This is a genomic window from Pectobacterium cacticida, assembly GCF_036885195.1.
GTDB classification, from domain to species: Bacteria; Pseudomonadota; Gammaproteobacteria; order Enterobacterales; family Enterobacteriaceae; genus Pectobacterium; species Pectobacterium cacticida.
The window spans coordinates 2,753,996-2,775,595 of record NZ_CP133656.1 but is presented as its reverse complement, the minus strand read 5'-3'; the positions used below and the strand labels follow the sequence as shown (position 1 = coordinate 2,775,595).

Below are 21,600 nucleotides of genomic sequence, written 5' to 3'. Positions count from 1 at the left end.
ATTCAGCCCTCTACCTCAGTATGGAACTGATTGCCATCGACGCGGAAATGAATACGGCTGACGGGGTCACCCGCCGAAAGGCGTTGTAACAACTGAAGCGACACCGGGGGCAGCAACGCGCCGTCAATCACTGACTCCAGCATGCGTGCTCCATTTTCGCTACGGTTCGCTAGCCGCAGGATTTCTTCTGACACCTCATCTTCAATAATCACTTCCGCGCCAAAACGCTGTTGCAGTAACGAAACCAGACGCGATAATTTGCCCTGAACAATCTCCACCAGCGTGTCATGCGCCAATGGCAGATAAGGAATGACTTCCATTCGTGCTAACAGCGCGGGTTTGAAAAACGCCACCAGTTCGGGATAAAGCGCATCCAGCAACACATCTGGCTGTCCGGCATAATTCACTATCGTCTGGAATCCGAGGTTGGACGTCAGGAAGAACACCACATTACGACAGTCGATCACCCGGCCTTCGCCGTCGGCCAGTTCGCCTTTATCAAAGGCTTGATAAAACAGGTTCAGAACATCAGGATGCGCCTTTTCTACTTCATCCAGCAGCACCACGGAATAGGGTTTCTGACGAATGGCTTCAGTCAATATGCCGCCTTCGCCAAACCCAATGTAGCCCGGCGGTGAACCGATCAGGCGTGAAACCGTGTGTTTTTCCTGATACTCGGACATGTTGATGGGGGTCAGATAGTGACGCCCGCCAAACAGCAGGTCGGCAATCTGAACGACGGTTTCCGTTTTACCCACGCCGCTTGGCCCAACCAGCAGGAAAGCGCCCAGCGGCCGTCCCGGACGGCGCAGATCGGCACGGGCCGTCAGCAGGTGTTTATGCAGGTGGGCTATCGCCAACTGCTGGCCTTTAATCGACTCGCCCAGGAATTCGGGCAGACGTGTTACGACGTCCATTTCTCCCTGTGAGATACGGTTCAGCGGCACGCCTGTCCACTCGGCAATCACCGCTGCAATCTGCGTTTTATCAACGTGGGGCGAGACCAGTACGGCGTCATGTTGCAGTGTTTCCAGCGCTTGTTCACAGGCAGCCAGTTCCGCCGTCGCCGCTGCGGCATCAAAATCGACAGCCTGCTCGTCATCCAGCAGCGCCGTACGCAGTTCAATCACGCGCTGAACCTGCGCTTTCTGCTGCTGCCAATCCGTTTCCAACTGCGCCAGTTGCGAGGCTCCCGCTGCGTTGGCATCGCGTAGTTCGGCCAATCGCGCTGCGGTGTCGCCCAGACCGATACGCGCCTGACGCTCAAGCTGAGCGATTTCCATTTCTTGCTGGCGCAGGCGAGTTTGTAATTGGCTGACCGCACGTGGCGGCGTCGTCAGGTTAATGGCGACGCGCGCGCTGGCGGTATCCAGCACGTCGATCGCCTTATCCGGCAGTTGGCGGCCGGAGATATAACGCGCCGACAGGTGGGCCGCCGCCTGAAGCGCATCTTCATCAATCAGAACGCCGTGGGCTTTTTCATAGATGCCGCGCAGCCCACGTAAGATGACGGTGGCCTCCTGCGCATTCGGTTCACCGACCTTAACGAGCTGGAATCGGCGAGAAAGCGCCGCATCCTTCTCGATGTATTTTTTGTATTCGCTCCAGGTTGTCGCTGCGATCGTGCGTAATTCGCCACGTGCCAGCGCCGGTTTGAGTAGATTAGACACATCTAACCCGCCGGCCTGATTACCGGCGCCAATGAGCGTATGGGCTTCATCGATAAACAGAATGATCGGATGTGGCGCCGTTTTCACATCCTGCATCACGCCTTTGAAACGTTTTTCAAATTCGCCTTTCACTGAAGCACCGGCCTGCATCGCGCCCAAATCGAGCGTGAGCAGTTCCACATTCCGTAATCGTTCTGGCACGGCACCCGCCACGATACGTAACGCCAGTCCTTCGATCAGTGCGCTTTTACCGACGCCCGCTTCGCCCACCACGATCGGGTTGTTCTTACGACGGCGTGAGAGAATATCGATCATCAGATCGATTTCATGGTCGCGGCACAGCACCGGATCCAACTGCCCCTGTCGGGCGGATTCCGTAACGTTTTGCGTATAGCGGGACAATAGCGAGGTTGCCGTATTCGCTTGTTCGTGTATGGCGGAAGGCACCGCGATCTCCGTTTCAACCGAATCTTTTACCCACTCATCAAACTGCTGGCGTAAAAGCTCGCGGTTAATCTGCGCCAGCGGGCGGGATATCGCGCCTGCCACGTAGCGATTGGGCGTCAGCAGTAACACTAACAGTAAGATGCCGCTACGGAGATGTACGTGTTGGAATTCAGCCGAGGCCAGTAGCCAGCTATCCTGCAACCATTCCACTAGCAAAGGAGAGAACGAGGGATAACCCGCGTCAAATTCTTTATCTACGGAGGAGGGTAACAGCAGAGAAGCGAGTTCATCGGCATCGACGCCAGCCCGCTTAAGAATCTGGCGAACATCACATAGCGGTGTTTCCAGCATTTTCATCAACAGGTGCTCGATGCGGATTTCCGCGCCCTGATGCTGAATACAGAGCGCCGCCGCTTCTTCCAGCATGTGGCGGCACACGGGATTAAGTCGTTCAACCAATGTTGGCAATTCAATACGGATCACGGTATAGCTCCTGTTATTGTAATAATTCTCCCAGTTGACGCAGTACGTCCTGGGTTTGATGCGTTAGCTGGTAACGGTACAGCCCGAATGCGGCCACCAGAATCACGCATACGCCGGCAAACAGCGTGCGTAATGACACCTGCTTACGCAGGTGGTAGCGCGAAGCCTGCTGCCCCAAATTCAAGTGGAAGGCTAACGGTGATTCAGTCGGTTCAGGGCGCAGCGTGTCATGCAACTGGCGCATAATGCGGTGCAATTCTTCATGCCCCTGCGCCATTACCCGATAGCGTCCCTCAAAGCCCAGACAGAGGCAGAGGTAGATGAATTCCAGAATGTCCCGATAGCGAGTGGGGTCGTCCAACAGTTTCTCCAGCAGGACAAACACCTTTTCGCCTCCCCAAGTCTCATTGTGAAAACGGGTCAGTAAGGAATGGGCCGACCACATACTCTGCCCACCCCATTCGCGCGCCATCACGGCTTCATCAATAAAAGTGCAAAGAATGTAACGGAAGGACAAAATCACACTGTTTTCATAATGATGAGAATGCAACTCCTGCTCGATGGCCTGAATTTCAGATACTACGCGCTGATAGAGATCTTCGACGCTGCCATAGGTAGAAAGCTGACGTACCCGTTCCACCATACCCAAGAGCGGTGTGACGGCATCAATCATCGGATTGATGCTTTGTCCACGCAGGCGAAACCAGTAGTCAGAATCCATATCCAGTTGGCGGGCGTGGTCAAAAAGCATGTCATCCAACCGATCGTTGTTAATCACTTCAGTGCTCATCTTTTCCTCTCCTGACTACTGACCGCGAATGGCCCAAAGCTGTATATCCAGCTCTGGGAACTCACCTGCAATATGAAATGCCAGCGTGTTGCCAGACACCAGCACCTGCCACGCTGGACTCTGTCTGTCCAGTTGGAAGTAACTGTACCCGGCGTGATAGGGCAACTGGCGCGGCGCTACCGGTAGCGGCAGCAGCGGAATACCCGGCAATTGCAGGCTGATTAATTCGCGGATCTTCTCGCTAGAGGCGATCTTCGTTTGTTGCAGCAGTTGTTTACGTAGATGTTCCTGCGGCATACGCGCGCGCACCGCCAGGACAAACTCGGCGCTGGTCATCAATTCTGCATCGCCGACCATCGCCACCATGACGCCATACGGCTGTTTCTTCAGTTGGATGGATACGGCGCGCGGCGACAGCACGGTACTCAGCGCCTGGCGCAGCGCCATCATCAGCGGCTCAAAGCTAGCCTGTTGATGTTCGTGACGGTAGGCGGGAAATTCCGGCGGCAGGCGCGATTCATCGGTAAATGTCATGAGTTCGCCGCATAGCTCGACTAATGTTTCGTGCAGGCGTTCAGGATGTAATGTTCCAAGTCGGGCCAGATGCGACAACTTAGGCTGCGCGCGGTTAAGCAATTGCAGCATCATAAATTCAGCCACGTCCGCCACGCCCTGTTGGCCCGGAGCGGCGATACGCTGCGCCAGACTGCGCGCTCGTTCAGCCACCAAACCCGCGGATTCCCCCAAAAAACGTTTCAACGCGGGGATTGCCGTGACGCTGATACTGCATGGCATAAAGTTTGGATCCAGAATCAGGCCGCCGTCAGGGCGTTTATCCAGAATATTGGCAATGGCCAGCGAGGCATAGGCGCTGCGATCGTCACGATCGAGCATCAGGCGCAGACTGACCTTGCCAACTTCCAGCGACACGACATCGCCGCCATCGCTGTGAAGATCGCGCACGTCATGCCGGTATGATTGCAAACGACTGGCGATCCCTTGGCCCGGTTGACCGACTTCACTCACGCCGTTTACCGCCAGCGGCAGCGCCAGGTACACTTTTTGGTTTGCCAGCGCGACGTCAGTGATCTCCAGCGGCGGTGGCAGGGCATCATCACCCGGAATGTTGAAGACGGTGCCGTCCGGCATCACGCCGCTGGCATTCACCAGTGCGATGCGACCAAAATTGAGGTATTCCTCATTAATCGTCAGCGATTGCAAACCATAAAAATAATCACTCAGCGCGCTGAGGCGTGCGTGCAGAACGTAATCGGTGTGTCGTTGCTGTTGTTGAAAATGCTGCGGTTTAATAAACAGCCCTTCCCGCCAGATAATACGATTGCGACTCGACATGGTTATTCTTCTTCTTGGTCTTTTTGGATTTCGACTTCATCCCGGCGCAGGTGCACGAGGATCTGATAGGTCTGCCCGGTGTTCTTTAATTTGATGACTTTGCGCCATTCCGTACTTTCCGGGTCTGCGTAGCGCGCGACTACGCCGAGGTAGTGCACTTTCTCATCCAGCGCTTCAGGGGGGAGATATTTAAATTGCCCGGGTAATAACGTGTAGTCCTGATGATCGAGGTAATTTTTACCTAATGCCTTTTCGATATCCGTCGTTACCTGGTCATAATCGGTCGCTAACAGGCGCGAGTCTTCCGCCAGCAGAATCAGTTGGAATTCGATCGGCGCCGCTTCACCACTTTCATTCGGATTCACGTCCGGTTCTGCCAGCAGGCTGAAACCCACGGTAGAGGGCTGATGACTGTTGCTACCGACCTGGATATCGGGATTTGCCGCGACCTGCGCCATTTTGCCCAGCGTCGTACAGCCTGACAGTAGGAACAGCAGGAAACAGAAGCACAGTGCCCGCCGCATTATTTTTGCTCCTGCTGCTGGCGCACGGCACGGTCATACGCCTGCGCATACACCTGGTGAAACAGTTTCTGGAAACCTTGTTGGCGTGGCGACGTCAATTCACGGTAGTAGTGCTGGTACATCTGCCATGCCCAGCCGTCATCCGCCGCCAAGGGTTCACCGCTGCGCCGATAGTGGTCAAAACGGTTGAGTAGGGCGTCTGGAGAAAAGGCGTGAAGGATATTTTCTAACGCCACGGCGATCGCTTGCTGATTTGCGATGTGGTGCACGCGCACATTATTGAGCACTTCTTCCACGGCGGCGGGCGCAGACAGATGCACCGGGCTTTTCCCGTCGGCAAACAGCACCGACAGTGTATCCGCGTAGCTGAGACCTAAACGCAGTGGGTTATCTTCAATGGGGCGTAAATGCGTATCTGCCAGCGCCGCCTGTTCTGTCTGCAATGCCAGCAGACCTTCCACCATGGCGCGCAGGCTTTTTCCCATCTCTTCCAACATTTCTCGTAGATGTGCCTCATCGCCTGGCTGAAGCGATAACCCTAAACCACGCATCAGCGGCGTTAATGAGAGAGCATCGCGGTATTCGTCCGCGCCTTCGCCTGAATAGGGCGTATTGATGGTCGGTAATTCGACAAACTTCTGATCCATGGTGTCCTCAGCAACAGAAGAAAAAGGAGATAGAGAAGCCGAGAGTGCGTCTCTGGCCGTCTCATTGTCTGATGGTAAAAGCGGCTGGTTTTGTTCCTTCTGAAGCGCCCAGAGTGGATCAGTTAACTCGACCATGGGATCGGTAGGGGCAGCAGCGCGCGTTGTTTTATCTTCACTAAGCCAGCCACCCAGTACGTTGTTGGTATGTTGCCCCAGCACCTGATCGATATTCTGCTCCGTGGTGGGATCGCCGATATACACTCCGATACGAAAAGTGCCGATCGTCAGTTCATCGCCGTGCGATAGAATGACGGATCGCTCTCGGCCGATGGGGGACAGCGATCCGTTAATAAAAGACTGGCCACTTAGATCGCACAGGGTATAGCGTCCGTCGGTCATATCGATACGGGCGTGGGCGGGAAGTACGGTACTCAGCCGATCCCAGAGCCGCCACTGGTCATTTTCCGAAGACCCCAGCGTGCCGCCACGGTGATCGAATTGGTGCTGCACCTGAGAATTGATATCGAGTTGTTCACTGTTGAGTACGACCAACGTGAGTGGATGGGTTACGTTCACATTTACTCCTGCACACAAATCGTCACATAGGGGTCCGCGGGCGGCTGCCCGAGAAAGCTGCTCCATCCCAATCGACTGCTTTGTTCACTGCCCAGCGCCAGGCCTTTGGCTTCACCGGGTGCAAAACCAAGCCGTAGATCCCAGGCCAGCTGATCGCGCAGAATGAAAGAGACGAAACGCACCAGCGGCTGAAAATGTTCGCCGTTGGGCAAAAAACTGAGAAAACGGTTAAAGCTGAGATTGCCGACTTTGAGCAGAAACTTGCCGGCGCAGTCACTCACCTTGTCACCGATAACGAAATCTCCCCCCAGCTGCATGTTGGCTTTCCCCAGACGATTCTGCTGGCCTTCGTGGATGGGGACTCGGCGGTGTTGCCAGGCCATGACATCCACGTCTTCCAGATCAAAACAGTGGATAACCAGACCGGCAACCACCTCCGGTGAACGGCTGGGGCTGGCCAGTACGCCGGCATAGGACAGCATTTTGGCGCGGTTTACCGGCAGGCTGTCGCGTACCGCGTCATTCCCTAATCCGACAAGCGCAAACATCAGCCGGGAGAATCCATCCTCTCCTTCGTTCTGAAAGCGAACGTGATAACGGTATTTCCGCCAGGCGCGGTGTAACAGCGTAAGTAAGCGGTGGTGAAAGAAATCGAGGAATACGCCAAGCTTCTGTTCACCTTGCGCATATTCCCAGGCCAGTTCCTCCAGATAATAGCCGGGCATCGGCGACTGGCTGCCGTGTAGACCCAGAAACGCGACCTCCAGCTCCTGGCGACCTGCATCGTCGTACCCCACCTGCACGATATCGCTGGGATGAAAACCAATAGATGCTGTAGAACGAAAGCGCAGGCGTTCTTGCTCGGGGCGAAAGTCCAGCGCCTGTTCCAGATCCACGCCTTCCAGTTGGTTAAGCAGCTCCACCAATTGGAAAAAATTAAAGTGCGAGATATCTTGACGGAACGTTACATCATTGAGTGTTGACCTATCTGTACCGGCCATCGGTAGCGCTCCTTGTTATCGATGTTGACGACTTCCAACAGATGGAAAGCGTTAACGCTGGCGTATAGCGAGAAGAAGTGCGCCAGCACTGTGCTAAACAGATAGAGTTCCCCTTCACTGGAAAACGCGGATTGCCGTACTGACAAAATAGATTTCAAGCCGCGCACCGGCATCCCCTGAACCAGGCGGTCGATCGGGGTGGTTTCGATCCCCTCGATCCCGGCTAACCGTTTGCGTGAAGCCTGTTCGGCCTGCTTATCGTGCAGTGCGGGGAAATCATAGGTACGCAGAATCTGCACGAGTGCATCGCGCCGTAATAATGAGACGTAGTTCAGGGACAGGTTGGAGATCAGCGTCCAGTGCAGACTGCCATCCATTGCCGGGCGTAATGGTCGCGTTGGCCGAATGATATTACGGAATGTTGCGAAAGACGGTGAATTCCCCACCGGCACACAAATGGCTCCGACAGGCAGTTGTGCGGCGCGTGAGCGGTTGGTACAGGTCAGCGTGACCGAGATGGATTCATCTAAATCAATCACTTCCCGCTCATCGCCACGCACGAATGACAGCATGTGTTCGAAACCGTTGCCGTTAACGGCTTCTTTTACGCGGATGCGGTAATAAAGCGCCAGACGCCCCTTAGCCCGTTCAATTTGGTGTTGAAAGCTCTCAAAGGGTTGGTAGATACGCGGGATACCCCGCGCCCGGCCCGAATCTCCTTCCACCCAGCCTTCTACTTTGTCCACCGAAAAAATTTCAAAACCATCGGCGTTACGGTAACTCGCCTTCAGTGGATAATCCGTCTGGCGACCGCTGAGGTTAATCGGTTCGCTATCATGCTGGAAGAGATTGATTGCCGGCACGCAGTTAAGCATGAATGAATTTGGGCGGATCTTCAGTTCCGCGGGTAATGGGCGATCGAAGCAAAAATGCAGCCGGAATTCCGTCACCGTCAACGGCAGATCGGGCCATATTGCGCCAGCGAGTTGGAAAAAGAGAAAACTCTCAGGAAAACAAAAGTATTCTTGTAAGATGCGGTAGCCCGAATAGACATTACCGGGGTAGGGCAATAGTGCGTCTTCGCGTTCAAAACCGACCGTTTTCAACACGTTGGCTTCCTGACGGAAACGTTGACCGTCGATCTCCAGCTCAATATGCGATAGCTGGCTGGCGATCCAGAAGTAAAGTTCGTAGGCGGTATAGTTATCACCGCCCAGATAAAAACGAAGTTTATCGAGCTGTAGCGCACTGAGCGACAGCGGGCCATGCAGCTCGATATCCAGCGTAATCGTCGAAAAATCGTTGCCGCTTTGTACTCGGATATCATGGATATCCGCCGGATAAATCCAGGCATCGTGGCAGGTCTGAAAATGACAAACCACATCGTCTATCGGCAGGCTATCAAGCTCGCAGCCACGTTTAACCAATGCGGGTTGGGCAATCGCACCGGGACGAACCGAAAACTGCATAATGGTCATGCTGGGTACGGGGCGCAGATAATTCGGCCATAGCATTCCCAACAGACCGTGAGTCAGTTCTGGAAATTCATCCTCGATCTTCGCCCGCAGGCTTCCAGTCAAGAAGGCGAACCCTTCCAGCAAACGCTCGACGTCTGGATCGGTGGTCTGTTCTGACAAAAATCGGGTAAGCTCAGGGTGCGCCTTGGCAAATTCACGCCCTTGCAGACGTAAGTAGGTCAACTCATCCCTGAAAAAATGTTCCAGTGACATAATCAGATCATTCTGTAGTGGCGGTGGCTATCCATATGGATATTAAAAGAGGTGACCTGCTCCAGATCGTCCAATCTGACATGCGCGGTAACCTGAAACGACATTGCCATCGAGTCCGATAAATAATCCGATGCGGCGACATCCACATGAACAATTCTTGGTTCAAAGCGACAGATACACTGCCGGATCGCTTCCCGAATTTTGCCCCGAATATCGGCACCGCCCTGCGTCGCGTCATTAAAATCAATCACGCCGAGCTCAGGAGCGCTACGACAATTTCCAGGCCGGGTGTTGAGCACGTTATCCAGTTGACGCTTAACGGATGCGATCAATGCTTCAACTTCCGTTTCAGGGGAGGCGCGATGCGCCTCCCCACGGATACGATCAAACAGGCTTGCCGCATTTTCCCTTTCCCAGGCAGAAAGTGACGGCATCAGTCCTATTCCTTATCCAAACGGCCTACCAGCGACAATTCAAAATTCGCCCCCATGTACTTAAAGTGCGGGCGTACCGATAGGCTAACCTGATACCAACCTGGTTCTCCTTCGACATCCAGCACTTTGATTTGCGCGGCACGCAGAGGACGACGGCTACGAACGTCTGCCGGTGGGTTTTCCTGATCGGCAATGTACTGTTTAATCCAGGTATTCAGTTCACGCTCCAGATCCTGACGCTCTTTCCATGAGCCGATCTGTTCACGCTGCAGCACTTTGATGTAATGCGCCAGACGGTTGATGATGAACATGTATGGCAGTTGCGTACCTAACTTGTAGTTGGTTTCCGCTTCTTTGCCTTCTTTGGTATTCGGGAATACTTTCGGCTTTTGCACCGAATTAGCTGAGAAGAAGGCGGCATTGTCGCTGTCTTTGCGCATCGTCAGCGTAATAAAGCCTTCTTCCGCCATTTCATATTCGCGTCGATCGGTAATCAGCACCTCGGTTGGGATTTTGGCCTGAAGTTGCCCCATCGCTTCATAAACATGTACCGGCAGATCGGAAATTGCCCCGCCGCTCTGCGGACCAATAATATTCGGACACCAACGGTACTTCGCGAAGCTGTCCGTTAGCGCCGTACCCATCAAATACGCGGTATTACCCCACAGATAGTGTTCATGAGCGGTACTGATATCTTCTTTGTAGTTGAAGCCCTTAATCGGGTTTTCTACCGGGTCATAAGGCAGGCGCGCGAGGAAACGCGGCGCCGTTAGCCCCAGATAGCGACTATCTTCCGACTCACGTAACGAACGCCATTTGGTATAGGTCGGGCCTTCGAAAACGGACTTCAAATCCTTGATGGACGGGAGATCGGTGAAGCTGTCCACGCCAAAGAAAGTGGGCGCCACGGATGAAATAAACGGCGCATGCGCCATCGCGCCAACGGCACTAACGTATTGCATTAGCTTGATATCGGGTGAACTTTGCGTCAGGGCGTAATCACCGATTACGGCACCGATAGGCTGGCCACCGAATTGACCATAACCGCTGGAATAAACGTGCTTATAGAAACCCGACTGTGAGATTTCCGGCGCAAACTCGAAATCTTCCAGTAACTCTTCTTTCGTCGCGTGTAATACCAATAATTTGATGTTTTCACGGAAATCGGTGCGATCGACCAGCAGTTTAAGCGAACGCCAGGACGATTCCAGCTCCTGAAGTTCTTTTGCATGCAGAATGACGTCAATCTGCTTACTGAGCTTTTTGTCCAGCTCGACGATCATGCTATCGACCAGCGCTTTATTTACCGGTTCTGCCGCATTGCCACTATCGAGAATATTGGCGACCAGCGCGGCAATACCTTGTTTAGCCACGCTATAGCCTTCATCGACGGGGGTGATTCGCGCCTGGGCCATGATGTCATCAAGCAGCGATCCCGATGCGCTGGCGGCCCCGGCCTGGGCTTGTTCTTCAACTATCGACATATTCGTTTCCCTATTTCGTCTATAAACATCAGTTATTCAGCGGGTTTAACCAGATCGAGCTCTTGCAAAAGTTGCTCTCTGGCTTCTTCGCTGGACAGCAAGTCCTGCAAACGGTTACGAAATGAGGGAATGTTGCCGAGAGGGCCTTTTAATGCGACCAGCGCCTCACGTAAATCAAGTAATTTACGTAGTTCAGGCACCTGTTGGGCGATACGGTCGGGGGAGAAATCATCCAGACCAGCGATATTTAATTTCACTGGCAGGTCGTCCTGACTTTCTTCCTCAAGGCGATTCGGCACACTGAAATTCAGTTCCAGACTGGCTTCTTTCATCACCGAGGTAAAGTTGTTCTTATCGATTGATACGGTCTGACGTTCTTCGATCGGCGTTTCCTCGGTGCGCCCTTTCATATTTCCTACGATCATCAGCGTCAACGGTAATTCTATTTCCGCCTGCTGACCACCCGTGGCCGGAACATATTTAATGTTAATACGTTCCTTTGGTGCGACAGATGCACCGTCAGTTCCTTTTGCCATGTATCTATACCAACGTAAGGGCTCTCGGCCCGGATAAGTAAAGTCGATTCCTACCAAAAGTCTACCGTAGTCCATAAACACGGTAGCCATTCGGCAAACAAATAATCTATTTGTTTTTCGACCAGCGAGATGAAATAAATCAAAACCGAAGTAAAACACATAATAAACCGTAGTTATACGGTCTACATCGGTATGAAAATAATCACACCAAAATAAGGAAAGAAATGCATTTATATTTTGAGTTTGGATCATACACACAACCTAAACACAGGGTCAATGCTTATATAGTTGAGCGCGTAAATGGAACCAGTAAAACAAAAAAGCCATTTAATACAAACGGATGGATTAATCTTAAGTTAAAATTGGCAAGCGATACGCGCTTGTCTTGTTGTTTTTTCAATCAGCGGAGGATGAATAGATTTTGTGCCTTTTAATTTCATTAAAAACGAAATACTTAATCTGCTAATTAAATGGCTTGGTCATATTGGTATTAAAATTCGGCCTGAGTTTTATTTAGGTGATTATATTTGTCTTATATTTTTACTTTTGATGGGATAAATATCTGATGGCTTTTAATTAGCGCCTAATCAATAATTGGCGTTAGTTTAGTCGCTCTCTATTTCTTAATGTAAAAAATGAGTTTTTTACACTGTAAAAATAATAAATGCAGAATTGTTATCTACATGTGGCATGAAAGGCCAACTCGGGGGAGGGAAATTAAAGTATTGGGCCGCAAGATAGCTTGCCCACAGTATGAAAGAGAAAAAGCACGAGAGAGGTGGCGTGATGATAGGGTCGGCGGGGATAACATCGAATACCGGGTTAGTGACCGGTATTCGACTAGCGGCAGCGAAAGATGATTCGCTCCTATCGCGTACTCGGTGGCGCGGTCATTCGGCTATTTCTTGCCATGTTCCATCATCGCTTTCAAATCAGCGAAGGGATTATGGGTGGCGACGCCAACCTCTTTCTGCGCATCTTCACCGGCAACCACGGTTGAGCCGTACATCTCTGCATCGGTATATTTCGAATGTTCATGATCGTGGCAATAAAGACACAGCATTTCCCAATTGCTGCCGTCTTCGGGGTTATTGCTATGATCGTGATCGATATGGTGAACGGTTAATTCGCGCAGGTTCGAATAGACGAATTCGCGTGAACAACGACCACATACCCATGGAAAAAGTTTGAGCGCTTTCTCACGATAGCCGCTCTCCAGCCGGGCGTAGTTCTTGGGGATGTAAGCCATGTATAGAGTTTCATTCAGAAGGGAAGAATGACGTCGATTTTACAACCGATCAAGATGTAAAGAAAGAAACAGGATGGTGCTTAGCATACCTATCCGAAAAATGTGTTACATCGGAATGACAATACCCATCAGGAATTGTACGACAGACGCACATTTTCTGATGTGTATCAGCGATTTTCGCGATCCTATGATTACCCACTTCTCGCTGTTGGCTCGATCCGCTACACTGCTGAGCAATACTGAATAGAATGTTGTCATCAGACAAAATGAGAGGCGTCCATGTATCAGGATTTAATCCGCAGTGAATTGAAAGAAGCAGCGGAAACGCTGAATAATTTCTTGAGCGACGAAGCGAATATTCAGTCGATTCAAAACGCGGCGGTGCTATTGGCGAATGCGTTTAAAGCGGGTGGGAAAGTGATCTCCTGTGGTAATGGCGGTTCACACTGCGATGCCATGCATTTTGCCGAAGAGTTGACGGGACGCTACCGTGAGAATCGGCCTGGCTATCCGGCTATTGCGATTTCTGATCCCAGCCATTTGTCCTGCGTGAGCAACGATTTTGGCTATGATTTCGTCTTCTCCCGTTATGTCGAATCGCTGGGGTGTAAAGGGGATGTGCTGTTGGGCATTTCCACTTCTGGCAATTCCGGTAACATTATTAAAGCGATCGCCGCTGCCAAAGCGAAAGGTATGAAAGTGATTACGCTGACTGGAAAGGATGGCGGTAAAATGGCGGGTACGGCCGATGTGGAAATTCGCGTCCCGCATTTTGGTTATGCCGATCGTATTCAGGAAATTCATATCAAAGTGATTCACATCTTGATTCAATTGATTGAAAAAGAGATGGCGGATCGGTAACACCGCATTACTACACGCGTAAAGGGCTAGCAAAAAAGGTAGGAAGTCAGATGTGTGAACTGCTGGGGATGAGCGCGAATGTACCGACGGATATCTGCTTCAGCTTTACCGGGCTGATACAGCGCGGCGGTAAAACCGGGCCGCATCGCGATGGCTGGGGGATTACCTTTTACGAAGGAAATGGGTGCCGTACCTTTAAGGATCCGCTGCCGAGCTATAATTCTCCGATTGCCCGGTTAGTGCAGAGTTATCCGATTAAATCCTGTGCGGTGGTTTCACATATTCGACAGGCAAATCGTGGCGCGGTGTCGCTTGAGAACACTCACCCTTTTACCCGTGAACTCTGGGGGCGGAATTGGACGTTCGCCCACAATGGACAACTAAAAGGTTTTCACTCTCTGAAAACGGGGATGTTTCGTCCCGTTGGCCAGACGGACAGTGAATTTGCCTTCTGCTGGCTGTTGTCCCAATTGTCTGAACGTTACCCACGCACGCCGGGCAATTGGCCTGCGGTATTCCGCTATATTGCCAAACAGGCCGACACATTACGGGAAAAGGGCGTATTTAATATGCTGTTGTCGGACGGGCGTTTTGTGATGGGATATTGCTCAACGAAGCTGTATTGGATCACGCGTCGCGCTCCATTTGGCAAAGCGACGCTGTTAGATCAGGATGTCGAGATCGATTTCCAGCAGCAGACGACACCGAATGATGTTGTCACGGTATTGGCGACACAGCCGCTAACGGGCAACGAAACCTGGCACCAGATCATGCCAGGTGAATTCGTACTATTTTGTTTCGGTGAGCGCGTACTTTAGCGTAGGCTGACTGGTCATCAACGGAGGGTTAACGACGTACTGACCGTTAAATACCGTGATGGTCGGCGGCTGGTTATATTGCTGAAAATAAACGTACCCCGGTTGGAGTTGTTTCCAGAAGCTGGCATAAGTGGAATTGCGATGGCGCTGCATGTTCTGTTCCGTCATGCGGAATGGATAGATCGCAATATCAATTTTCGCTTGTCCGTGACGTAATGCCGCTTCAGCATAACGATAGATTTCATCCATATAGGTGTTCGTCATAGCGTAACAGCCAACCGATACGCATTCTCCGTGGATCATCAAATAGCGGCCAGAATATCCCTGTGATTTATCATAGTCGTTAGGGAAACCGATGTTAATCGCGCGGTAATACTGGCTGTCAGGTTTGAGCTGGTGTAGATCGACCTGATAAAAACCTTCCGGGCTTTTTAAATCACCTTCTACGCGTTTTGGCCCTAACCCGCCCGAATATTTACAGATGGGATATTGTTCCAATAAACGGTATTCATTACCGACTTTCGCATACAGTTCGAATAGTCGTTCTTCTTTAAAGATCTGAATATAGATCGGAGAACCTAGTAATTGCTGCTTAAATTCTTTGGCTACCGGCGCAGGAGGACGTGGTGACGCGTTGGCGGCGCTGGTAACAACGAGAGAAGGCAAAAAAAACAACATCGCAAACGACAGCGCGATTTTTTGCATCATGGTTCCTGATAATAAGGGGTTATGCTGTATGCGGAATATCCATCGCGCGCCCAACAAAATGGCGGGGAACATCCGTTATCGGTCTTTATTTCGTCGTCGAACAGATCACAACGAAAACGAAATCACCTTATCATTGGTTTCATATTAATCAAGCGTTGCAAAGCGCCAAAAATTAACATTTACAAAAAACAGCCCGGGAGGGTTCGGACTGCTCAATATCGGGTTGTTAATCAGACTAAGCAAGTCAGGCGCGGGTGGCTTCTATCATCATACTGTCGGTGACAAAGGAACCGTCTGCCTGTACGTCAAAATGTTGTACCACCTCGTCCGGCAGCGTTTTTTGCAGTTCACGAATTGCGATAGCAAAATGTTCTGGCGTTCGCATACGGGCGATCCAACTACTGAACTCCAGCGTCAGCCTATCGCCGGTGACATTACGCACGATAAACCCTGCTTCCGTAAACAGACTCAGCCATTCGCCCGGTGCATAATCACGCACGTGTGAAGTATCTCGTAGTTTTTCCACCGTCTGTAAATAGCTGTCTAACAGCGGATGACCGGGCGACACCACATCCATCATGATGACCTGCCCACCCGGTTTCAGGACGCGCCGCATTTCACGTAACGCCAATCCAACATCATGCCAGTGGTGGGCGGAATAACGGCTGATGATGATATCGGCACTGCCGTTATCAAACGGCAAGGATTCCGCCGCGCCTTGCTGAACGCGGATATTATTTAGCTCTTTCTGGGCTGCGGCCTGACTGACTACCTCCAGCATTTGGGTGGACAAATCATAGGCGATAACCTCAGCAACGGCCTGGGCAGCGACGAAGCTGGCATGGCCAGCACCACAGCCAATGTCGATCACCTTCGCCTGCGGGAAAGAAGCCAATAACGCCGCCAGGCGGGTTAAATCTTTGCCTTGCGCATGTACCGCGCTGGTCAGATAGTTTTGTGCCTGAGAGCCGAATTGATGTTCGACGAGATGATTATGATCCTGTTTTTCTTCCATATTGTTCTCGCTTGTTTTACAGGGCCTTCGCGCCATCAGGGATAAACGGCGACGCAAGAAGGCATCAGTGAAAGCATACTATAGAGAGAGGGAATACAGCTACGATGTAAACAGATTTACGGATATTCATTACGCCTTGTTTTATTCACTTCTTTTCCCGTCAGATTGCCGTCAACTAGGTAGTCCATCCCGTCATTTGAGCAGCGTTTAAGTGGGTTGCCGATCGTGCTGTAAATGCCGTTATTTCTGCGCAGCTTGTTTATATGGATATTGATATGTATATTTATACAGTGTTTACGGGGGCCAGTATGCGCAAAATCATTCATGTTGATATGGACTGCTTCTACGCCGCAATTGAGATGCGCGACAACCCGCGCTTGCGCGATATTCCTCTGGCGATTGGTGGAAGCGCCGCGCGCCGTGGCGTCATCAGTACCGCTAACTATCCTGCCCGACGCTACGGCGTGCGCAGCGCAATGGCGACGGCAACCGCTTTGCGACTGTGCCCACAACTCACCTTGTTGCCTGGCCGCATGGAGGTGTATAAGTCCACCTCGCGTCAAATCCGCGAGATCTTCGCCCGCTACACTTCACTGATTGAACCCCTTTCTCTGGATGAAGCTTATCTGGATGTAACCGACAGCCCACACTGTAATGGTTCCGCGACGCTTATCGCCGAAGATATCCGTCGAACCATCGCCGATGAACTGAATCTGACGGCCTCGGCGGGGATTGCACCGATCAAATTTCTGGCAAAGATCGCATCAGAGTTGAATAAGCCAAATGGCCAATATGTCATTACACCCGCGCAGGTGGATGATTTCCTACTGGCGCTGCCGCTGGAGAAGATTCCCGGTGTGGGGAAAGTGACGGCGAAACGACTGGAAGAGCGTGGTCTGCATACCTGTGCTGACGTACGGGGGTATGCGCTGGCAGATTTGCTTAAAGCGTTCGGCAAGTTTGGTCGGGTGCTATGGGAGCGATGTCAGGGCATCGATGAGCGGCAGATTTCGCCGGATCGGCTGAGGAAGTCGGTCGGTGTAGAGAAGACATTGGCGCAGGATATTCACGACTGGGTACAGTGTGAAAACCTGATTGAGCAGCTTTATCAAGAGTTGGAAGTTCGCCTGAAACGGGTAAAGCCCGATCTGCATATTGCGCGTCAAGGCGTCAAACTCAAGTTTGATGATTTTCAGCAAACCACGCAGGAACATGTGTGGCCGATATTGAATAAACAGGATCTGTTAAAGCTGGCACAGCAAACCTGGCAGGAGCGGCGTAAATCCAGAGGCGTGCGGCTGGTTGGGTTACATGTGACGCTGCGCGACCCGCAAATTGAGCGACAGTTGGTGTTTGAGTGGGATAGGCTGTAAGTCGGTTTATAGAGAATAAAAGGGGCGGCGGATAGCCGTCGCCCCAACGTTTAGCAGTACGATTATGCGCGAGGGGGAATCGCTTTCAGTAGTTCCGTCAGTAATTTCCAGTACAAAGCGACGCTGCCGATATGCACTCGTTCATCCGGAGAATGCGGCCCTGTGATGGTTGGCCCGATAGAAACCATATCCATATTCGGGTACGGCTTCTTGAATAAACCGCATTCCAGCCCGGCATGGATTACCATGATGTTGGGTGTCTTGTTAAACAGCTCCTGATAGGTTTCGCGAACCAGCGCCATGACCGGTGAGTGTGCATCCGGCTGCCAGCCAGGGTAGCCGCCTTTCGGCGATGTTTGCGCCCCCGCCAACTGGCCCAGCGCTGTGAGCGTTCCCACCATGGCATCTTTACCGCTGTCGATCAGCGAACGAATCAGGCAGATAATTTCCGCGTGGTCGTCTTCCATTGTCACAACGCCCAGATTCAGCGAGGTTTCCACCACGCCCTTCACGTCGTCGCTCATGCGGATCACGCCGTTTGGCGTGGCATTGAGCAGTGCCAGCAGACGATCGCGACTATCCTGCGTCAGTGGGTGCTCATTGCTATCGCTGGCTTCCACCAGCACGGTCAGGTTTTTCTCAACGGCGGAGAGTTCATTTTTCAGCACGGCCAGGTACGCCTGGCTCAACGTTTTTAACGACTCGACGTTCGCAGCGGGTAGTGACAGCGTAGCGAAGGCTTCACGCGGAATGGCGTTACGCAGCGTGCCGCCATTGAGATCGAGAATGCGGATATCCAGCGCTTTCGCATGTTCAAACAGGAAACGTGCCAGCAGCTTATTGGCGTTGCCCAGACCGAGATGAATGTCGCAGCCGGAGTGGCCGCCTTTCAGCCCTTTAATGGTCAGCTTTAACGTTTGATAACCAGCCGGTGGTACTTCGCGCGCCAGCGGCAGACGGGTAATAAAATCAATACCGCCCGCGCAGCCCATGTAGATTTCACCTTCCTCTTCCGAATCGGTATTGATCAGGATTTCTCCCTGGAGCCAGTTGGGTTGCAGGCCAAACGCGCCATCCATTCCCGCTTCTTCCGTCATGGTCAGCAGCACTTCCAGCGGGCCGTGCTCGACGCTCGGATCGGCCAGCACCGCCAGCGCAGACGCCATACCGATGCCGTTATCCGCACCCAGCGTGGTGCCGCGCGCTTTTAGCCATTCACCGTCGACGTATGGTTGAATCGGATCGGTGGTGAAATCGTGTACGGTATCGTTATTTTTCTGCGGCACCATGTCCAGATGCGCCTGCAATACGACAGGTTTGCGATTTTCCATGCCTGCGGTTGCCGCTTTGCGCAGCAGAATATTGCCGACCCGATCGCGCTCGGCATGAATGCCTTTCTCTTTAGCCCATTCCAGAATGTGTGCGGCTAGCGCTTCTTCATGATAAGACGGATGCGGAATGGAACAAATCTTGGCGAAAATATCCCACAGCGGCTGAGGGGAAAGTTGAGACAATTCAGACACTATTTCAGTCTCCTTGTTAGCACCCTGTTTTTGCCTTCTGGCATGGCAGGGGCATGAGGTTAAAGGATCATTGCGGCTAGCCACCTAATATGGCGTATTACGACAGAATATCATTTTCCATCCAACCGGGGGGGAATTGCCGTCGTCCTCATGGAATTTTCTGGTAGTCATGGCTATCGGCAAGTTTTGTTGGAGGAGCGCGACCAGGAAAAACCCGATACTGATATTGAGAAAAACTGGTTTTTATGTTGTTGGCTATCTATAATCCCGCGCAACCTTTTTCCCCTCAGACTCAACTTAAGCCGGTTTTTATTCGGCTGGGATATATTTTATGAGCGAAAAGTACGTCGTAACCTGGGATATGTTGCAGATTCACGCCCGCAAACTGGCGCAGCGTTTGTTGCCTGCCGATCAATGGAAGGGAATCATTGCCGTCAGCCGCGGAGGGTTGGTTCCTGGCGCACTGCTGGCGCGTGAGTTGGGCATTCGTCACGTTGATACAGTTTGTATTTCCAGCTACGACCATGATAATCAGCGCGAGATGAAAGTGCTTAAGCGCGCTGAGGGCGATGGTGAAGGGTTTATCGTCGTTGATGATTTGGTAGATACTGGCGGTACGGCGAAGGCGATTCGTGATATGTATCCGAAGGCGCACTTCGTGACCATTTTTGCCAAACCTGCCGGTAAACCACTGGTTGATGATTATGTGATTGATATTCCACAGAATACCTGGATTGAACAGCCGTGGGATATGGGCGTGGTGTTCGTGCCGCCGCTGTCTGGTCATTAATGCCTGATCGAAAATCCTCATCGATTTTCTGTAATGCCCGGTTTAACCGGGCATTATTGTTTCTGACGATTGTTTTCCCAAAAATGCTATGGTTACTTGCTCGCGCTTTGGGGCGTTAGGCTTGATCCGTACGTGAGTTTCTGACGTTGGCATTTGTCTTCTCTGGCTTGAGTTCGTTACACTTTAGCTAGCGACGAAGATATCGTCTGATGTCCGCTAAGCGGTTTACATTAACGGAGGCTGATGTGGCGCAAGCTAACCTGTCTGAAGCTCTATTCAAACCCTCATTCAAGCATCCCGAAACCTCGACGCTGGTCAGACGGACGTGGAATAGCCAAGATGAACCAGGGCTGCATTCTACGCTGGAGGGAGAGAAAACCCACAGTTGGTATCGTATGATTAACCGACTGATGTGGATTTGGCGTGGCGTCGATCCGTGGGAAATCGAAGACGTGCTGTCACGTATTGCTGCCAGTAAGGCAGACAGAAGCGACGAGCGATTACTGGATACGGTAATTGGCTACCGGGGCGGCAACTGGATTTATGAGTGGGCAAAGCAAGGCGCTCGCTGGCAGCAGCGGGCTATAGAAGGCGGTAATGAAGCGCAAACCGGACAGTTTTGGTTGAACGCGGCTAACCTCTACAGTATTGCCGCTTATCCGCATATCAAGGGTGATGATCTGGCGGAGCAGGCACAAACGCTGGCGAATCGCGCTTATGAGGAAGCCGCTAAATACCTGCCTTATGAGCTCAGAGAACTGACTTTTCCCATCAGCGGCGGCGGCACGCTGACCGGCTTTTTGCATATGCCATCGCAAGGGAAAGCGCCTTTCCCTACCGTACTTATCTGCGGTAGCCTGGATATGTTGCAGAATGATTATCATCGTCTGTTTCAGGACTATTTCGCGCCAGCAGGCATGGCAATGTTGACGATAGACGTTCCTTCCGTAGGGTTTTCTTCTCGCTGGAAGTTAACGCAGGATTCCAGTTTTTTGCATCAGCAGGTTCTACGTGCGCTGCCGGATGTTCCGTGGGTCGATCATTCCCGTACGGTGGCGTTTGGCTTCCGTTTTGGCGCCAACATTGCCGTCCGATTGGCTTATCTGGAACCGCAACGTTTACGCGGCATAGCCTGTCTTGGCCCGGTGGTGCACCATCTGTTAACCGATCCGAATCGTCAGCAGCAAGTACCGAATATGTTTATGGATGTGTTGGCGAGCCGCCTGGGTATGCCGTTTTCGACAGATGCCGCGTTGAAAATTGAACTAGGACGCTATTCGTTGAAAACGCAAGGGCTATTGGGGCGTCGTTGTTCGACGCCGATGCTGGCGGGTTACTGGGATAACGATCTTTTATGCCCGAAGGAAGAAGCCTGCCTGATCGTGAATTCGTCTATACAAGGGAAGCTGTTGCCCGTTAATTTCTCTCCGGTTTACCAGAATTTCCACCGCGCACTTCAGCAAATTAGCCGATGGTTACAGGATAAAATGAATTAAGTATTGGCATATCTCATGGCAGGTGTCGTGCCTGCCATTTCTCCTTAATAGGACGTATGTTAGTCATTTACTTTCGTATCGTAAGCCCGAGT

Annotated in this window: 19 protein-coding genes; 5 read left to right on the top strand and 14 right to left on the bottom strand. The window is 51.9% G+C overall.

Annotated features, from left to right (window positions below):
- Positions 1–2: 2 nt before the first annotated feature.
- The 11 genes from tssH to yajD all read right to left on the bottom strand — a co-directional run bounded on the left by tssH (position 3) and on the right by yajD (position 12,924).
- The gene (gene tssH, locus RFN81_RS12835; protein WP_264496205.1) at positions 3–2,600 is read right to left on the bottom strand and encodes a type VI secretion system ATPase TssH; all 2,598 of its coding nucleotides are present in this window, start codon (positions 2,598–2,600) and stop codon (positions 3–5) included.
- Positions 2,601–2,613: 13 nt separating this feature from the next.
- The gene (icmH, locus tag RFN81_RS12830; protein ID WP_264496204.1) at positions 2,614–3,390 is read right to left on the bottom strand and encodes a type IVB secretion system protein IcmH/DotU; all 777 of its coding nucleotides are present in this window, start codon (positions 3,388–3,390) and stop codon (positions 2,614–2,616) included.
- A gap of 15 nt (positions 3,391–3,405) precedes the next feature.
- Positions 3,406–4,743, bottom strand: a complete 1,338-nt coding sequence (tssK, locus tag RFN81_RS12825) for a type VI secretion system baseplate subunit TssK (protein ID WP_264496203.1) — start codon at positions 4,741–4,743, stop codon at positions 3,406–3,408.
- A gap of 2 nt (positions 4,744–4,745) precedes the next feature.
- Positions 4,746–5,267, bottom strand: a complete 522-nt coding sequence (gene tssJ / locus RFN81_RS12820; RefSeq protein WP_264496202.1) for a type VI secretion system lipoprotein TssJ — start codon at positions 5,265–5,267, stop codon at positions 4,746–4,748.
- Positions 5,267–6,490 carry a type VI secretion system-associated FHA domain protein TagH gene (gene tagH / locus RFN81_RS12815; RefSeq protein WP_264496201.1) on the bottom strand — a complete coding sequence of 408 codons (1,224 nt, stop codon included), beginning with the start codon at positions 6,488–6,490 and terminating at the stop codon, positions 5,267–5,269. The genes tssJ and tagH overlap by 1 nt, the downstream gene beginning before the upstream one ends.
- 2 nt (positions 6,491–6,492) lie before the next feature.
- The gene (gene tssG, locus RFN81_RS12810) at positions 6,493–7,491 is read right to left on the bottom strand and encodes a type VI secretion system baseplate subunit TssG (RefSeq protein WP_264496200.1); all 999 of its coding nucleotides are present in this window, start codon (positions 7,489–7,491) and stop codon (positions 6,493–6,495) included.
- Positions 7,455–9,221 (bottom strand): type VI secretion system baseplate subunit TssF, encoded by a 1,767-nt coding sequence (tssF, locus tag RFN81_RS12805; RefSeq protein WP_264496199.1) that lies wholly within the window; start codon positions 9,219–9,221, stop codon positions 7,455–7,457. Before tssF ends, tssG begins: the two co-directional genes overlap by 37 nt.
- 2 nt (positions 9,222–9,223) lie before the next feature.
- Positions 9,224–9,655: a type VI secretion system baseplate subunit TssE gene (tssE, locus tag RFN81_RS12800; RefSeq protein ID WP_264496198.1), complete on the bottom strand. Its 432-nt coding sequence runs from the start codon at positions 9,653–9,655 to the stop codon at positions 9,224–9,226.
- 5 nt (positions 9,656–9,660) lie between these two features.
- Positions 9,661–11,139 carry a type VI secretion system contractile sheath large subunit gene (tssC, locus tag RFN81_RS12795; RefSeq protein WP_264496197.1) on the bottom strand — a complete coding sequence of 493 codons (1,479 nt, stop codon included), beginning with the start codon at positions 11,137–11,139 and terminating at the stop codon, positions 9,661–9,663.
- Positions 11,140–11,171: 32 nt separating this feature from the next.
- Complete coding sequence (gene tssB / locus RFN81_RS12790; RefSeq protein ID WP_264496196.1) at positions 11,172–11,675, bottom strand: type VI secretion system contractile sheath small subunit; 504 nt, start codon at positions 11,673–11,675, stop codon at positions 11,172–11,174.
- Positions 11,676–12,573: 898 nt separating this feature from the next.
- On the bottom strand, positions 12,574–12,924 hold the full coding sequence (gene yajD / locus RFN81_RS12785) for an HNH nuclease YajD (RefSeq protein WP_264496195.1): 351 nt from the start codon (positions 12,922–12,924) through the stop codon (positions 12,574–12,576).
- Between the two features lie 279 nt (positions 12,925–13,203).
- Between yajD and lpcA the strand changes: the two genes are divergently transcribed.
- Positions 13,204–13,785 carry a D-sedoheptulose 7-phosphate isomerase gene (gene lpcA / locus RFN81_RS12780; protein ID WP_264496194.1) on the top strand — a complete coding sequence of 194 codons (582 nt, stop codon included), beginning with the start codon at positions 13,204–13,206 and terminating at the stop codon, positions 13,783–13,785.
- 50 nt (positions 13,786–13,835) lie between these two features.
- Entirely contained in the window at positions 13,836–14,603 is a 768-nt protein-coding gene (locus RFN81_RS12775; RefSeq protein ID WP_264496193.1) for a class II glutamine amidotransferase, read from the top strand.
- On the opposite strand, the gene dpaA is transcribed toward RFN81_RS12775, so the two are convergent.
- Together dpaA and RFN81_RS12765 are read right to left on the bottom strand one after the other, a co-directional pair.
- The gene (gene dpaA, locus RFN81_RS12770; protein WP_264498966.1) at positions 14,574–15,308 is read right to left on the bottom strand and encodes a peptidoglycan meso-diaminopimelic acid protein amidase; all 735 of its coding nucleotides are present in this window, start codon (positions 15,306–15,308) and stop codon (positions 14,574–14,576) included. The two genes, RFN81_RS12775 and dpaA, sit on opposite strands and share 30 nt — an antisense overlap.
- 247 nt (positions 15,309–15,555) lie before the next feature.
- On the bottom strand, positions 15,556–16,326 hold the full coding sequence (locus RFN81_RS12765) for a class I SAM-dependent methyltransferase (protein WP_264496192.1): 771 nt from the start codon (positions 16,324–16,326) through the stop codon (positions 15,556–15,558).
- A gap of 308 nt (positions 16,327–16,634) precedes the next feature.
- On the opposite strand from RFN81_RS12765, the gene dinB reads away from it, so the two are divergent.
- Positions 16,635–17,699 carry a DNA polymerase IV gene (dinB, locus tag RFN81_RS12760; protein ID WP_264498965.1) on the top strand — a complete coding sequence of 355 codons (1,065 nt, stop codon included), beginning with the start codon at positions 16,635–16,637 and terminating at the stop codon, positions 17,697–17,699.
- A gap of 62 nt (positions 17,700–17,761) precedes the next feature.
- On the opposite strand, the gene pepD is transcribed toward dinB, so the two are convergent.
- The gene (gene pepD, locus RFN81_RS12755) at positions 17,762–19,222 is read right to left on the bottom strand and encodes a beta-Ala-His dipeptidase (protein ID WP_264496191.1); all 1,461 of its coding nucleotides are present in this window, start codon (positions 19,220–19,222) and stop codon (positions 17,762–17,764) included.
- 331 nt (positions 19,223–19,553) lie between these two features.
- Here pepD and gpt point away from each other — a divergent pair, with 331 nt between their 5' ends.
- Both gpt and frsA read left to right on the top strand, forming a co-directional pair.
- Positions 19,554–20,012: a xanthine phosphoribosyltransferase gene (gene gpt, locus RFN81_RS12750; protein WP_264496190.1), complete on the top strand. Its 459-nt coding sequence runs from the start codon at positions 19,554–19,556 to the stop codon at positions 20,010–20,012.
- 245 nt (positions 20,013–20,257) lie between these two features.
- Entirely contained in the window at positions 20,258–21,508 is a 1,251-nt protein-coding gene (gene frsA / locus RFN81_RS12745; protein ID WP_264498964.1) for an esterase FrsA, read from the top strand.
- Positions 21,509–21,600: the final 92 nt, after the last annotated feature.